The organism is Streptomyces kanamyceticus (genome assembly GCF_008704495.1).
In the GTDB taxonomy this organism is placed as follows: domain Bacteria; phylum Actinomycetota; class Actinomycetes; order Streptomycetales; family Streptomycetaceae; genus Streptomyces; species Streptomyces kanamyceticus.
Map to the genome: position 1 here is coordinate 9,757,355 of NZ_CP023699.1, position 14,570 is coordinate 9,771,924.

The window sequence follows — 14,570 nt, forward strand, 5'->3', positions numbered from 1 at the left end:
GAGCGTCAGCCACTGCTGGAAGTCCGCGTCCGCCTCGACCCAGGCGGCCAGGCGTTCCCATTCGCGGATGAGGGCCTCATGCGCGATCTCGGCCGTGTCCGGGCCTTCGGGGCCCAGGATCACCAGGCGGCGCTCGGGATCGGCGAGCAACTGTGCGATCGACCAGTCGCCGCCCAGATGGGCGCGGCGGGCCGTGACGCGCACCGCGCTGGAGGCACCACCGCGGGCCCGGACCATGGTCAACAGGGCGCGCTTGATACGGGGTTCGTCGAGACCGAGCTGCTCGGAGAGCCAGATGTAGACCTTCTCCGCATGCTGATTGAGGGCTCCGGAGACACCGCCGAGGCCGTGATAGCTGTCGAAGCTGATCCGGCGGTCGTGCTGCATCGGCCACAACTCGGTCAGCGTGAATTCGAGCAGCGGCAGGCTTCCCGCGGCCTTGCTCGCCTCGCAGGCGATCTGCTCGGCGAGCCCCGGAGTGAAGGCGACGCCCGCCAGCTGGGCCGGTTCCACGATCACGCGTGTCAACGCGCCCTCGTCCAGCGGAGAGACGTTCAGCTGACGGTCCTGGAGGCGCGGGCCCAGGTCGGGGAGTTCGAGCAGTTCGGGCAGGAAGTCCGAGCGCAGCGTGCACACCAGTCGTACGCGCGGATCCTGTAAGGCGTCCGGGGGAGGCAGCAACTGCCGCAGGTACTCCAGCGGCGTCCCGCTCTCCGGTCCTGCGCTCAGGATCTCCTCGAACTGGTCGCCGATCAGGGCGAGTCGTTGGCCGGTGAGCACCGCGACCCGCGAGGCCACGGGCCAGAAGCCATCCTCCCGCACCGCCCCGGCCCGGTTCTCCAACTGCTCGAGCGAGTGGTCACCCCCGGGGTGTTCCAGATCGAGCAGCGCCCGCGCGACCGACTCGTACGGCGTCACGCCCGGGCGGAAGGACACCACGCTCCAGCCGTCGGCCGCGAGGGCGGGCTGTAGACCGGCGGCGACCAGGGAGGACTTCCCGACCCCCGAAGGTCCTGTGACCATGACGAAGGGCTGCGCCTTCACCATGTCGCGCAGCCGCTCGACTTCGCGCTCCCGGCCCACGAACACGCCGGTCTGCGCGTCGGCTGCGGTGAAGGCCCGCAGCCCGCGATAGGGGCAGGGGGGCAGCACGGTGCGCCCCAGGACCTCGGGCCAGGCCGCGGCGACCTCGGTCATCGGCACCGCGTACGCGTCCTGGGCGCCGCCGCCACGACTGGCGACGGCGAGCATGCCGACGACGGCGTCCCCCCACCGGTCGGTCGCGACGACCGGTGCCCCGCTGTAGCCGGGCTGAGCGCGCAGCGCCGACTCCGCGCCGGAGTCCAGCTGGATCAGCCCGCCGCCGACGGCACCCCGCAGTACGCAGGTGCTCCAGGCTCCGTGGGCCTTCCGGTCCGGCACGCCCGCGTACCCGAACACCGACACGGGCGCGTCACCCACCAGACCCACCCGCGCGTCCAGCAGCCGGGCCGGACCGGCACCGACCGGCAAGGTGTCCCCGCCCACCAGGATCAGGCCCGCCACGTCACGCCCCGGACACCCGGCGCCCGGCGGCGGATCCCAGGCGGCGATCCGGCAGTGCCGCAGCGGCGCGCCCTCGGCATCGCCCAGCAACACGAACTCGACCTGCACGCGCGCCGTGTCGGCGGGCCGGTCGCGCACGCTCTTGTCCCGGCCGAGCGCGGCGTTGACCACGTGGGCGCAGGTGACGATGTGCCGCTCGCCGACGACGAAGCCGACCCCGACAGGGGAGTCCGAGGTGCTGACCCGGATCTTGACGATGAGTCCCTCGCGCTGGGCACGCACCGCGATCAGCTGCTCTTCCAGACCACCCGGATCGCGAAGTTGACCTCTGCCGTTCCCTTGGCGATGATCACTCCGGTCTCGCCGCCCATCTTGAGACCGAACTGGATCTCCGTCTCGTCGGGCTTCAATTCCCTTACGGCCCGGGCGACATGAGTGAGCGTCGGCGCGACCCGGTCGAGTGCCTCCTGGAGCGTCAGGTGCGCCCTGGCCACCGTGCTGTCTCCAGCGGCCGCCAGATCCAGGTCCGAGCCCGGTTGTTCGCCGCCGTCCACTTCGAAGACGGCCGTCGCCTCGTCGCCGTCCCTCAGCGCCATCACGAGTTCTGCCACGATGCCCCTTGCAGCCGCGTTCGCCGGCGGATCACCGGTACTCCCCAATCCTGAGGCACGGCGCGGGCGCGGCGCAGGCGTTCCCGGGGATGACCGCGCACAGCCCGCGACTCAGAGGGCGTCGAGCTCGCGGCGCAGCAAGTGGCCGAGTCTGAAGAGCAGTTGCTGCCCTGTGCCATCGATCTGCCCTTGCAGCCCTGGCCCGTTGAGTAGGTCGGCGAGGAGCAGCCCCGTGCTGTCGATCGCCTTGAGTTGGCTGGGGCCCCGGTGGGCCTCGGCGGTGCGGTGGACGGCACGTGCCTGCTCGAGGAGCTGTTCGCTGGGGCGTCCGCGCAGGAGGTGCTGTACGGCCAGGATCACGGTCTCGGCGTGCGTGACGACGCCGTCGACGCTCACCCGGGCAGGGAGGGCGGGGGCGGCCGGGACGCCGGACAGGAGGGTGCGCGCCGGGTTGTCGTCGGGGGACAGCACCGCCCCTACGGCGGCGTGGAGTTCGGCGTGTTCGCCCGGCGTCAGCTGGCTGCCGAGGCTCAGCTGGGTGACCAGGCGTACGAGCCGTGCGCGGAGCGGGGGCGCGGCATGGAGGTGCGGTAGCGACGCCAAGGGGTCGAGGGCGCCGTCGCGGGCGACCTGCTGGCTGCGGCGGCCGCGGCCCAGCCAGGTGAGCAGCGCCTTGTGGGCCTGGCGCGTGGGCACCCAGTCGTCGCACCGCAGCCAGAGCCACAGCGGAACTTGGGCGAGGGCGTGCAGCTTCGGCGGCGGCTCGCGTCGGCGCTGCTCCAGGAGGATCAGCAGGAGTCTGCGCTGGCTCGCGGGGTGCTCGGCCTTGTGCGAACCGCGGTGTGCGGGGCGCGGGCGGGGGTGGTCCAGTAGCCCTTTGGCGGTCCAGGTGTTGATCAGCCGCTCGGTGACTTCTGGGTGACCCGCGTCGCGCGCGTCGAGGAGGAGATCGTCGATGGTGCCCGGCTCAGTCTTGGCCCAGTGCTGCACACCTTGCACGCTACACGGATGACGGTGCGTTGGTACTGACCAATGGGAGTGCGTCGCCCTCTGTCAAAAGGTCGACGGATGCTGTCGTTAACCGCAGGCCAAGGCGCTGTTGAATGAAAGGATTTGCCAATCCGGACGCACTCTCGGGGACCGGTTCTCAGGTGAGTCGCATGAGACTGACGCTCGGCTGCGGACCGCGCCTGGAGGCAGCCGTGGCCCTGCCCGCGCTGTTCGCCCGCTTCCCATTGAAGGTGTCCTAGAGTCGCCGCATGCGACGAAGGGCTGGACTGGTGATGGCCGGGGTCGTGGCCCTGGCCTGGGGCGAGTGGTTGAACCGGCGCTGGTCTCGAACTCTCGTGGGGAACGGCTGGGGCGCTTCCGGGGCCGGTCCCGGGACCGGGACGGAAGCCGTGGTGGTCTTGGGATTCCGGAACCCCCAGCCGACGGCGAACGTGATCAACCGATGGCGGGTCCGCGCCGGAATGCGCTCCATCACCGCTGGCGACGGTGCGCGGGAGACCCGCCTGATCTTCAGCGGCGGCGCGATCGGCAGCGGCGCGGCGGAGGCCCGGCTGATGGCTGACTACGCGAAGTCGGAACTTGGGTACGACGGCACCGTGCTCCTCGAAGACCGGAGCGCGACGACGTGGGAGAACATCGAGAACGTCATCCCGCTCATCGAGGACGTCGACCGCATCAAGATCGTCTCCCAGCCCGCTCACGCGCTCAAGGCCCGCGCCTACCTGAGGCGGCAGCGCCCCGACCTCGCGCAGAGGCTGGTGAACGCGGCAGATTACCGCTCCGGCGAGTGGATGCTGGTCAAACCGCTGCTGGCCCTCTACGGACTGTGGACGCTCCGCGGCCTGGACGCCGACGAACGGAGGGGCTCGCTGTAGCCGCGAGGGCAGACCTCGGGCCATGCGCGTTGCGGATCAGCCGCTGCAGCACCTTCACCGTGGTGACGTAGTCCGCGTCGTCGATGCCCTCGTGGAGAGCGGCGCGGATCGCGGGAGCGTTGCGCGCGAGGTCGACGCGGGCCTGTTCCCCCGCCTCGGTGAGCCACAGCCGGTCCTCGGCGTCCAGGGTCAGCCAGCCGCGCTCCAGAAGCGCCTCGGCCTCCACCGCCAGATCGTCCTCGGGCCGGATGTAGGAGGCCATGGCCGCCCGCAGCTGCGGCACGGTCATCCCCGCGCCGTCGGGTGAGATGTCGTTCTTCGACAGATTGCGCAGCAGCCAGAACTGGGGCTGGGTGTAGCCCTTTTCGGCCTGCCGGGACCGGGTGTACGCGATGAGCGCCTCGTAGGCGACACCGGTCCAGTACGCGGCGGGCTGTCCGGCGAGTTCGGCGTCGGGGATCTGCTGGGCCGTCATGAGGTGCCCCTCCTGAAAGTTCTTCGGTGCGTCGCCCGCGCTTGCTCGCGCGGGCAGTACGTTGACCGTAGAACCTCAAGTGAGCTTGAGAGCAAGTGAGGTTGGGCGGAAGCGGGCGGTGCCCGACCCGCTGACGGGCTGACGGAATCGCTCAACCGCTCCCGTTGATGGGGGATTGCGCGCCGACGCAAGGGCAGCAACAGTGAGGGGGTGGTGCCGATACCTTCACACCGGAGGCTCTATTGACCCAGCACGGCCATGAGCGCCCCGAGGGCGCGACCGGCTCTGAGGAAGAGGTCGCCGAAGAGGTCGTCGAAGAGATGGCCGAAGAGGTGGCCGAACTCAAGGAAGAGGTCGCCCAGCTGCAGCAAGCCGTGCAGTCGCACGCGATCGTCGACCAGGCGATAGGGCTCCTCGTCGGACTCGGGCAGATCACTCCGGCCGAGGCGTGGGACGCCCTGCGCGAAGTCTCCATGAACACCAACACCAAGCTGCGCGAGGTGGCCGAGACGCTGATCGACTGGGGGTGCAGCGGGGTGCTGCCGGGCGAGATCCGTGCGGAACTGGAATGTCGCCTGACGCATCAGCGGCAGAACAGCCAGTGCGCGGACGTGGAACCGCCGACCGGCTGAGGTGCCCCGCCCGCCCGGCGTCCGATGTGTCGCTTCCTCGCTGCTTCGCCCCTTGCCGCTGAGCAAGGGGCGAAGAGCGGGCTCACTGCCGAACCCGCCCCTTGCGGGATGACTCGGTTGCTCCGCTGATATCACGAAGTGCCCCGATCGCATACGCTCAAACGAACGCGTCGCGTGGTCCTCGCCCCCCGGGGCCCCCGGGCGGCCCCCCGGCTAGGCGGCCCGGCGCGTCGGTGGCACGGGCGTCAGCCGATAGGCGCCGTCGTGCGACGTCACGCGGCCGGACGTGGGCTCGGGGAAGTGTGTGCCGAGAACGAGCGTGTCCGTGTCGGCGAGCGCGCTGAGCAGGGCGCGGCGTGAGGCCTCGGCCTGTTCCGGGTCGATGTCGACGCAGCTTCCGATGTGGGGATGGGGGAGTTGTACGGGGTGGTGGATCAAGTCGCCGGTGATGACCGCTGTCTCGCCGCGGCTGCTCACCTCGACGGTCACCTGGCCGGGCGTGTGGCCGGGGGCGGGCACGAGCCGCAGCCCCGGGGCGACTTCGGCGCCGTGGGGCGGGACGTCGACGAGATCCAGCAGTCCGGCGTCCTCCACCGGGTGCACGGAGTCGCGGAACATCTGCTTGCGCGGCTCGTCCATGTCCTGCGCGGCCCAGAAATCCCGCTCGGCGCGTGAGGTGACGTAGCGGGCGTGAGGGAAGGTGGGGACCCATGTGCCGTCCACTTCCCGGGTGTTCCAGCCGACGTGGTCGGTGTGCAGGTGCGTGAGGATGACCAGGTCGACCGAGTCCGGTGCGAACCCGGCGGCGGCGAGGCGTCGCAGGTAGTCGGTGCGCAGGTCGTGCCACGCCGGGTTGGCTCGCGTCTTTCCGTTGCCGATGCCCGTGTCGACGAGCACGCGGAGGCCGTCCACGGTGAGCGCGAAGCTGTGGCTGTCCAGGCGCAGTACGCCTTCGTGGTCCGCGAAGTCGGGGCGCAGCCAGTCGTGTCGCGAGACCACGTCGGCGGTGGCGTCGGGCAGGAGCCAGGGCCCGGTGCCGGAAGGCAGGGGCGTCTCGTCGATGCGGTGGACGGTGATGTCGCCGACGGTCCAGTACGGCATGGGGGCCTCCCCTTCTCGTAAAAGCTAAGCGTTTGCGTTAGGTGAGCCTAGGCCCTACCGTGGCGCTAACGCAAACAGTTAGCTTTTAGTGGCGCGAGAGGGATTCCCATGCCTGCCCCCGAAGAACTCACCCCGCCGGAAGCCGCCCGCTGGGCAGCCCGTTCCGGCCTCCCGCTGGCGGCCGACCGGCACCACGTGGTGGCGGCCACCGCGAATCACATCCACTCCGTCGTGAGCCGACTGCGGGAGCTGGACTTCGCCGAGACCCCGCCCGCCGCTCACCGCACGGGAGAGGAGCGGCACGATGCAGCCGTATGAGCTGACTCTCGCCGCCGCCGTGGAGGAGATGCGCGAACACCGCCTCTCCCCGGTGGAGTTGGTGGACTCTGTACTGGAGCGCATCGAGCAGACGGAGCCCGGCCTCCAGGCGTACGTCACGGTGACGGCGGAACGGGCGCGTGACGCGGCGCGTGCCGCAGAGCGTGAAGCGGCACGTGTCTCGGCGCGCGAGTCCCGTGCGCGCGGTCACCTGGGATCGCCGCTGCGCGGCATTCCCGTAGCGCTCAAGGACCTGATCGATGTCGCAGGCGTGGCGACCACGGCGAGTTCCCGGGTCCGGTCGGAGCACCGGGCGGCCGCCGACAGCTCGGTCGCGGCACGCCTGGCCGCCGCCGGTACCGCCCTGGTGGGCAAGACCCACACGCACGAGTTCGCCTACGGGCTGACCACGCCCCAGACCCGCAATGCCTGGGACCCGGACCGGGTGGCGGGCGGCTCGAGCGGAGGTTCGGCCGTCGCCGTGGCGGCGGGCGCGGCGACCTTCGCCCTGGGCACCGACACCGGCGGCTCGATCCGTGTGCCCGCCGCGCTGAACGGCGTCGTCGGCCTCAAGCCCACGTACGGCCTCGTCGCCCGGCACGGCGTGACGTCCCTGTCGTGGTCGCTCGACCACGTCGGACCCCTCACCCGCACCGTCGAGGACGCCGCCCTGGTGATGTCCGTCCTCGCCGGGCACGACCCCCGCGACCCCGCCAGCCTGTCCGTGCCCGCCACGGACTACCGACCGGCCCCCGGCGGGAACCTGCGCGGCCTGCGCGTCGGTGTCCCCCGGAACTACTACTTCGACCACGTCGACCCCGAGGTCGAGGCCGCGGTACGCACCGCCCTCACCCACCTGGAAGCCCTCGGCGCGACCCTCGTCGAGGTCGAGATCCCCATGGCCCGCTACGTCCAGGCCACCCTGTGGGGCCTGATGGTCCCGGAAGCCACCGCCTACCACGAGCAGACGCTGCGCTCGGCCCCCGAACACTACGGCGACGACATCCGCGTCCTGCTGGAGGCCGGGGAACTGATGTCCGCCGGGGACTACCTGCGCGCCCAACGGGCCCGCACGCTCATGCGGCAGGCGTGGCTCCGCATGCTGGACGAGGTCGACGTGGTCGCCGCCCCGACCGTTCCCGCGACCGCGGTGCGCTCGGGCCAGGAGACCATCACGTGGACCGACGGCACGACGGAGAGCGTCTCCGACGCCTATGTGCGCCTGTCCGCCCCGGCCAACATCACCGGAGTTCCGGCCCTGTCCCTGCCGGTCGGCCGCGACCGCGCGGGCATGCCGATCGGCATGCAACTGCTCGGCAGGCCGCTCGCCGAGGACGTGGTCCTGCGGGTGGGGCACGCCTACGAGGAGACCGCCGCTGCCCATGGATACGCCCCGGTGGCGGTCGCCACCGGGCCTTAAGGTGACGTCGTGAGTCGTAGACCGATGGCGCGCCCCGGCGGGCGCAGCGCCCGAGTGCAGGAAGCGGTGCACACCGCCGTGCGTGACCTCTCGACGGAGGTGGGCCGCGACGCGCTGACCGTGCCCCTGATCGCGGCCCGCGCCGAGGTCACCCCGTCGACGATCTACCGCCGCTGGGGCGACCTCCAGGCGCTCCTGTCGGACGTGGCGGTCGAACACCTGCGCCCCGAGGCGCCGCCGGAGGACACGGGAGACCTGGCATCCGACCTCCGGGCCTGGGCCGAACAGTTCCTCGACGAGATGGCGTCCCCGGCGGGCCGCGCCTACATCCGCGACGCCCTGCTCGGCGACCCGGACGGCAGCAACGCGGGTCGCTGCTCCGCCTACGCGGCGGAGCAGGTCGACGTCATCCTCGCCAGGGCCGCCGACCGGGGCGAGAGCGGCCCGGACGTCGAGAGGGTGCTTGACCACGTGGTCGCGCCGATGATGTACCGCATCCTGTTCCGCCCCGGCGGACACGACTCCGCGTACGCGCGCCAGCTGGTGACCGATGCGCTCGGCGCATTCCGCGGGGATCGACAGGGAGAAGCTGGCACGATCGACCCCCATGGATGATCAGGAAATCGCGGACGGCGGCGCGCCCTTGGCCGACCGGAAAGCCGTCGAAGCCGAAGCGCGCCGCGTGGTCGCGGAACACTTCCCGCACGCCTTGGGCGCCGTACTGGGAGGGTCCGCGGCCCAGGGGCGCGCCACCGCCAGGAGCGACCTGGACGTGGCCGTTCTCCTGCCGGACTCGGACGTGGGCCGCCGGGAGGTGATCCGTCACGAGGGCCGCGTCGTCGAACTGTTCCTCAACCCCCTCGCCGGCATACCGGAGTTCTTCGCCTGGGACAGGGCCCGGCGTCGCGCGACCGTCCTCTTCGTCTACGGACAGGGCCTGACGCTGACCGACCCGCAGGGTCACGTGGCCCGAACGCGCCAACTGGCCCAGGACATACTCGCCGCAGGGCCGCCCGCGCTCACGGCGACCGAAGGGGAGCACGGCCGCTACGTCCTCACCTGCTTCATGGACGACCTGGCCGCCACCTCACCGGACAACCGGTACGAACAGCTGTCGCTCGCCGACCATGTGCTGCGCGAATCGGCCCACCTGGTCACCGCCCACCACGGAGCCTGGAGCGGCATCGGCAGATGGCTTCCCCGCCGCTTGCTGGACGCGGACCCGGTGCTGGGCAAGGCCCTGCTGGAGGGGCATCGGACCGTGGCCGAGCGCGCGGACCCGCTCCCGTTGGCCGCCGCGGCGCAGGAGACGCTGGACCTTCTCGGTGGACCGCTGCGGGAGGGGTTCAGCCACCGGTGGCCTGCTTGAGGCGCGATGCGGGCGGTAGCCGGTGTCGAGGTGGCGGTTTCAAGGTGTTGAAACCGTGGTGAGTGTGCGCTGAAAGCGGCGCGTCGCAGCCTCTTCCGCATGACGAGAAAAGCAGCATCCCCCCGCACCTCCACCCATACGTCCGCCCGCGCATCGGCAGTCTCACCCAGCGCGCCCGACCCGGATCCGATGGCGGTTCGGGTCCGGGGGATGAAGAAGGCGTACGGGGGTCGGGCGATCCTGGACGGGATCGATCTGACGGTTCCGGCGGGCACCGTCTTCTCTCTGCTCGGGCCGAACGGCGCAGGGAAGACCACCGTCGTGAAGATCCTCTCCACCCTGATCACCGCCGACTCCGGCGACCTGCGCGTAGGCGGTCACGACCTGGCCGCCGACCCGGGGGCGGTGCGGGAGTCGATCGGGGTCACCGGGCAGTTCTCCGCGGTGGACGGGCTGATCACCGGGGAGGAGAACATGCGGCTGATGGCGGACCTGCACCGGCTGCCCCGCCGCGAAGGACGCAGCCGCGTCGCCACGCTCCTGGAGCGTTTCGATCTGGTGGAGGCCGCCAAGAAGCCCGCGTCCACGTACTCCGGAGGGATGCGGCGCCGCTTGGACATCGCCATGACCCTGGTCGGCGACCCGCGGATCATCTTCCTCGACGAGCCGACCACCGGCCTCGACCCGCGCAGCCGTCACGCCATGTGGGAGATCGTCCGCGAGCTGGTGGCCGACGGCGTGACCGTCTTCCTCACCACGCAGTATCTGCAGGAGGCCGATGAACTCGCCGACCGCGTCGCGGTGTTGAACGGCGGCGCGCTCGTCGCCGAGGGCACCCCCGACGAGCTGAAACGGCTCGTGCCCGGCGGCCACGTGCGGCTGAGGTTCGCCGACGCGGACGAACTCCGCAGGGCGCGACGGCTGTTCCGCGAGGCGGAGGCGGAGCGGGAGCTCGGCGTCGGGACCGGTGACGAGGAGGCGCTGACCTTGCAGATTCCCAGCGACGGCGGCGTACAGTCGGTCAAGGCGATTCTCGACCGGGTCGACGGCGCGGGCCTCGAGGTGGCGGGACTCACCCTCGAAAGACCCGACCTGGACGACGTGTTCTTCGCCGTGACCGGTCAGCAGGTGGTGACCTCGTGAACGCCCCCGTACGCGACGGCGTCACCATGCTGCGCCGTAACCTCCTGCACGTACGCCGCTATCCGTCACTCACCCTGAACACCCTGCTCACCCCCCTCGTCCTGCTCCTGCTGTTCGTGTACATCTTCGGCGACGTGATGAGCGCGGGCATCGGCGCCGAGCTGAGTGGCGGTCCCGGTGGCGGCGACCGTTCCGCGTACGTCGCCTATCTGGTCCCCGGCATCCTGCTGATGACGCTGGGCTGTTCCCTGGTGGGGACCGCGGTGTCGGTCTGCGACGACATGACCGAGGGCATCGTCGCGCGCTTCCGTACGATGCCGATCCATCGTGCCTCGGTGCTGGTGGGACACGTGGTGAGCAGCGTGCTGCAGGCGGTCGTCAGCGTGGTGGTAGTCGGGGCCGTCGCGGTGGCCGTCGGCTTCCGCTCCGCGAACGCCACGGTCGTGGAGTGGCTCGCGGCCTTCGGGCTCCTCGTCCTCGTGGCCCTGGCGCTCACCTGGATCGCGGTGGGCGTGGGCATGGCCAGCCCGAACGGGGAGGCGGCCGGGAACAACGCGGTGCCGCTGATCGTCCTGCCGTTCCTCTCCAGCGCGTTCGTGCCGCTGTCCGCGATGCCCGGCTGGTTCAGGCCCGTTGCCGAGTACCAGCCGTTCACCCCGGCCATCGAGACACTGCGCGGTCTGCTGCTCGGCAGCGGGATCGGTGGCGAAGGATGGCTCGCGGTGGCGTGGTGCCTGGCCCTGGCCGCGCTCGGTTACGCCTGGTCCCTTTCGCTGTTCACCCGCGACCCGAGGTGAGCGCGCGGGCCGCCTGACACAGCTCGCCCGGCCGCAGGGCGGTGTACGCCGATACCGCCTCGGCGTACACCGCCGCGTCGGCGTCCAGCGCCGCCCGGCGGGCCCGGTCCGCGGACATGGTGGGCTGGAACTCGCGCAGCGCCCGCAGCCGTTCGGCCAGCGCGATCATGCGTACGGCGTCGGCGCGGGCGTCGTCGCCCGAGGCGCACCGAGCCGTTCCCGAGGCGAGCCCAGCCGTGCCCAGCGCGTGCAGCACGGTTCCCAGGACCCGGAGATCCACGGGCCCGGCCTCCGCGTCGACGAGCAGCGTACGCAGCCGTCGGCCGAGCTGTTCGGTCAGTTCCGCGACGGGTTCGAGGTCACCGGCGGTCGCGTGCGCGGTCACCGCCGCGGCCTGGATCTGCAGTGCCCACGGATCCAGCCAGGGATCGCCGGGATGCTGGGAGCCGGTCGCGGGCATCTGTCGAACGGCGGTGCGCCACAGGCCGAGCCCGGTCGGGGTCAGCCCGCGGGCGAGCGCGATCTCGGCGCGGAGGCCGGGGAGAGGACTGTAGAAGGCGTCCTGGTGCGGACTGCGCGAAGCGTCGTCCGGTGGGCCGCTCTCGCCCTCGGCCCGGCGCAGCCAGCGCTCGGCCTCGTCCGTACGGCCGCGCTGCAGGCAGGCAAGGGCCAGCGCCTGGCGGACCCCGAGCACACCGAGTACGTCGTGCTCCGCACCGAGCCGACCCATCGCCTCGAGCACCACGGTGAGGTGCTGGTGGGCCGCCTCGCCCTGTCCCGCCCGCAGACACAGGTCACTCAGCCGACCGTGGCTGATGACCCGCAGGGACGGGATGTCGGCCGGTGCCAGGGCGGTGATCATCCGCTGCGCGGCGGCGAGTTGGCGATCGGTGTCGTGCTCGGACTCCCAAACGTAGGTGGCCACGAACTCGGCGATCCCGGCGACGAGCGGCTGACCGCTGTCGCAGAGCCGGTCCAGCGCGTCGTACGCGGGAGGCCGCATCGCCGGGATCGCGGCGAGCACGGTCGCGGTGGCGCGCGGCAGGGTGTCGGGCGGTGCCGGTGGCAGCCGACGCAGCGCGAGGAGCTGGCGCGCGGCGTCGGCGCGCGGGCCGAAGCTCAGGAACAGGCCCGCCGCGCACAACACCGCGGCGGTGCGCGCCACTTCGACGTGCGCGGCACCGGCGGGCTGCCCGGAGTCGAGGCGGTGGTGGGAGAGGGCAGGACCGGTGTCGGCGGCGAGGGCGGCGAGGCGCGGGTAGTACGAGCCGGTGAACCACAGGGCGGCGAGTACGGCGGTGACGGCGGCGGTGGTGGATCCTTCCTCGCGGGCCAGGGCCAGGCGCAGGGCCCCTACGAGATTGTCCTGCTCGGCCCGGATCCGCTCACGGGCGACCGCGGGTTCGGCACCTAAGAGCACGTCATGGTGGGCGAGTCCGAACTCCCTTGCCCAGCCCAGGAACCGGTCCTCCGCGGCCTCGTCCTCACCCGCCTCCGTACGACGGGCCGCGCTGAACTCCCGTACGGTCTCCAGCATTCCGAAGCGCACACCGGCCGGTGATTCGGCGACGGTGACGAGCGACTGGCCCGCCAGCTGCTCCAACAGCCCGAGCGCGTCCCCGCCGAGGACGTGCTCCGCCGCCGGGCCCGAGAAGCCGCCGGGGAAGACGGACAGGGTGCGCAGCGCCGCCTGGGCGTCCTGGGTGAGCAGGTTCCAGCTCCATTCGACGACCGCGTGCAACGTGCGGTGGCGCTCGGGCCCGTCCCTGGCCCCGCCGCGCAGGAGCGCGAACCGGTCGTCGAGACGGCGGGCGATCTCCGTCACCGACAGGACCCGCACCCGTGCCGCCGCCAGCTCCAAGGCCAGCGGCAGACCGTCCAGATGTCGGCAGAGCACGGCCACCGCCTGAGGCGGCACCTGCACACCGGGCCTGGCGGCGCGGGCGCGCTGGGTGAACAGCTCGGCGGCCGTGTCGGGAGCGAGCGCGTCCGGTGCGTACACCGCCTCCGAGGTCAGACCCAGTGGGGCCCGGCTGGTGGCGAGCACGCGCAGCTGCGCGGAGGCGGAGACCAGTGCGTGGACGAGGCGGGCGGCGCCCTCGACGACCTGCTCGCAGTTGTCCAGGATCAGCAGCGCGGGCCCGGAGCCGAGGACTCCGAGGATGGCGGGGACGGGGTCGGCCGGGGGAGCGGGGGAGGCCGGGGCGTGCCGGCCCACCGGCTTGTGCGGTCCCTGGCCCGCGCCGAGCGCGAACGCCACCTCCCGGGCCACGTCCTGGTCCTCGCGGACCCCGGCCAGCGGCACGCAGTACACCAGGCGTTGCTCGGCCGTGCGGCCGACGGCATGCGCGAGCCGGGTCTTGCCGAGGCCACCTGGGCCCACGACGGTGACGGCGCGGGACCCGCGCAGCAGCCCGGTCACCGCGGTGATGTCGTCCTCCCGCCCGAGGAGCGGGTTCGGCTCGTGGGGAACGCCGATCCGTACCGTGCGCGGCGCATCGTCGAGCAGCTCCCGCTGCACCGCCTTGAGGCCCGCGCCCGGATCCGTACCGAGCTGCTCGCGCAGATCACGCCGGTAGTCCTCGTACCGGGTCAGCGCGGCCGCCGGGCCCGCCGTGGCGGCCAGGCCGCGCAGCAGCTCGGCGAGCACCTCCTCGTCGCGGGGCTGCTCCTCGGAGATCATCGCCAGTGGCCCGGCGGCTTCGGCGTGCCGGCCCAGCCTCGCGAGGGCGAGGGCCCGCGCGCGGACGAGCCGGTCGCGCACCGGGGCCCGTGCGGCGCGCAACTCCTCGACGGGGCCACCGATTCGACCCCCGCCCTCGCCCTCGAACGCGGCGCCGGTGCCGCCGCCCTCCCACAGCGCGAGCCCGGCCTCGGCCGCCGCCAGCGATCCCGTGGGGTCCCCGGCCCGGGCCCGCTCCTCGCTCGTGGCGGCGTGCAACGGCAGCGCGGCACTGTCCACCTGCTCATCGGCCAGGGCGAGCCGGTAGCCGACCGGCGTACTGACCAGGACGTCGGCGCCCAACGCGGCCCGCGCCCTGGACACCAGAACCTGCAAGGCCTTGTCCGGGTGCTGCGGCAACGCGTCGGGCCACAGCCCCTGTACGAGCCGTTCGGTGCCGCAGCCGGTGCGCACATCGCCCGCGAGCAGCGCCAGGAGCCCGCGCAGCCGGGGCGCGGTGATCTCCTGTCCGTGCCAGGCGACCCGTGCCAGCAAGGTCAGTTCGGTGCTCACCCGTGCAGGTTAGACGCCGCGCATCGGGCCTGCCCCGG

Annotated in this window: 13 protein-coding genes and 2 pseudogenes; 9 read left to right on the top strand and 6 right to left on the bottom strand. The window is 72.1% G+C overall.

Features of this window, described 5'->3' with window-relative positions:
• Positions 1-42: 42 nt before the first annotated feature.
• The 3 genes and pseudogenes from CP970_RS46095 to CP970_RS42105 form a co-directional block, all read right to left on the bottom strand.
• Positions 43-1,827 (bottom strand): annotated as a pseudogene (locus tag CP970_RS46095) (nSTAND1 domain-containing NTPase); the annotation flags it as partial.
• 5 nt (positions 1,828-1,832) lie between these two features.
• Positions 1,833-2,156: a CU044_2847 family protein gene (locus tag CP970_RS42100; protein WP_055543524.1), complete on the bottom strand. Its 324-nt coding sequence runs from the start codon at positions 2,154-2,156 to the stop codon at positions 1,833-1,835.
• Positions 2,157-2,267: 111 nt separating this feature from the next.
• The gene (locus tag CP970_RS42105; RefSeq protein WP_055543523.1) at positions 2,268-3,146 is read right to left on the bottom strand and encodes a hypothetical protein; all 879 of its coding nucleotides are present in this window, start codon (positions 3,144-3,146) and stop codon (positions 2,268-2,270) included.
• Between the two features lie 170 nt (positions 3,147-3,316).
• On the opposite strand from CP970_RS42105, the gene CP970_RS45330 reads away from it, so the two are divergent.
• On the top strand, positions 3,317-3,406 hold the full coding sequence (locus CP970_RS45330) for a cytochrome P450 (protein ID WP_224059030.1): 90 nt from the start codon (positions 3,317-3,319) through the stop codon (positions 3,404-3,406).
• Between the two features lie 9 nt (positions 3,407-3,415).
• On the top strand, positions 3,416-4,042 hold the full coding sequence (locus CP970_RS42110; protein WP_055543522.1) for a YdcF family protein: 627 nt from the start codon (positions 3,416-3,418) through the stop codon (positions 4,040-4,042).
• A gap of 19 nt (positions 4,043-4,061) precedes the next feature.
• Here the strand turns inward: CP970_RS42110 and CP970_RS42115 are convergent.
• A pseudogene (locus CP970_RS42115) lies at positions 4,062-4,517 on the bottom strand (MarR family transcriptional regulator); the annotation flags it as partial.
• A 242-nt stretch (positions 4,518-4,759) separates the two neighbouring features.
• On the opposite strand from CP970_RS42115, the gene CP970_RS42120 reads away from it, so the two are divergent.
• Positions 4,760-5,149, top strand: a complete 390-nt coding sequence (locus tag CP970_RS42120; protein WP_063805977.1) for an ANTAR domain-containing protein — start codon at positions 4,760-4,762, stop codon at positions 5,147-5,149.
• Between the two features lie 213 nt (positions 5,150-5,362).
• On the opposite strand, the gene CP970_RS42125 is transcribed toward CP970_RS42120, so the two are convergent.
• Positions 5,363-6,250: an MBL fold metallo-hydrolase gene (locus CP970_RS42125; protein ID WP_055543521.1), complete on the bottom strand. Its 888-nt coding sequence runs from the start codon at positions 6,248-6,250 to the stop codon at positions 5,363-5,365.
• 108 nt (positions 6,251-6,358) lie between these two features.
• Here CP970_RS42125 and CP970_RS42130 point away from each other — a divergent pair, with 108 nt between their 5' ends.
• From CP970_RS42130 to CP970_RS42155, 6 genes are all read left to right on the top strand, one after another.
• Positions 6,359-6,568 (top strand): hypothetical protein, encoded by a 210-nt coding sequence (locus CP970_RS42130; RefSeq protein ID WP_055543520.1) that lies wholly within the window; start codon positions 6,359-6,361, stop codon positions 6,566-6,568.
• Positions 6,555-7,988, top strand: coding sequence for an amidase (locus CP970_RS42135; protein WP_055543519.1), 1,434 nt, complete (start codon positions 6,555-6,557; stop codon positions 7,986-7,988). Before CP970_RS42130 ends, CP970_RS42135 begins: the two co-directional genes overlap by 14 nt.
• 24 nt (positions 7,989-8,012) lie before the next feature.
• Complete coding sequence (locus tag CP970_RS42140; RefSeq protein WP_079043097.1) at positions 8,013-8,603, top strand: TetR/AcrR family transcriptional regulator; 591 nt, start codon at positions 8,013-8,015, stop codon at positions 8,601-8,603.
• On the top strand, positions 8,596-9,357 hold the full coding sequence (locus CP970_RS42145) for a nucleotidyltransferase domain-containing protein (RefSeq protein WP_055543518.1): 762 nt from the start codon (positions 8,596-8,598) through the stop codon (positions 9,355-9,357). The genes CP970_RS42140 and CP970_RS42145 overlap by 8 nt, the downstream gene beginning before the upstream one ends.
• 210 nt (positions 9,358-9,567) lie before the next feature.
• Entirely contained in the window at positions 9,568-10,500 is a 933-nt protein-coding gene (locus tag CP970_RS42150; protein ID WP_398656754.1) for an ATP-binding cassette domain-containing protein, read from the top strand.
• A 26-nt stretch (positions 10,501-10,526) separates the two neighbouring features.
• Positions 10,527-11,297: an ABC transporter permease gene (locus CP970_RS42155; protein ID WP_055543548.1), complete on the top strand. Its 771-nt coding sequence runs from the start codon at positions 10,527-10,529 to the stop codon at positions 11,295-11,297.
• On the opposite strand, the gene CP970_RS42160 is transcribed toward CP970_RS42155, so the two are convergent.
• Positions 11,278-14,532 (bottom strand): ATP-binding protein, encoded by a 3,255-nt coding sequence (locus CP970_RS42160; RefSeq protein WP_150494648.1) that lies wholly within the window; start codon positions 14,530-14,532, stop codon positions 11,278-11,280. The genes CP970_RS42155 and CP970_RS42160 overlap by 20 nt on opposite strands.
• Between the last annotated feature and the right edge of the window lie 38 nt (positions 14,533-14,570).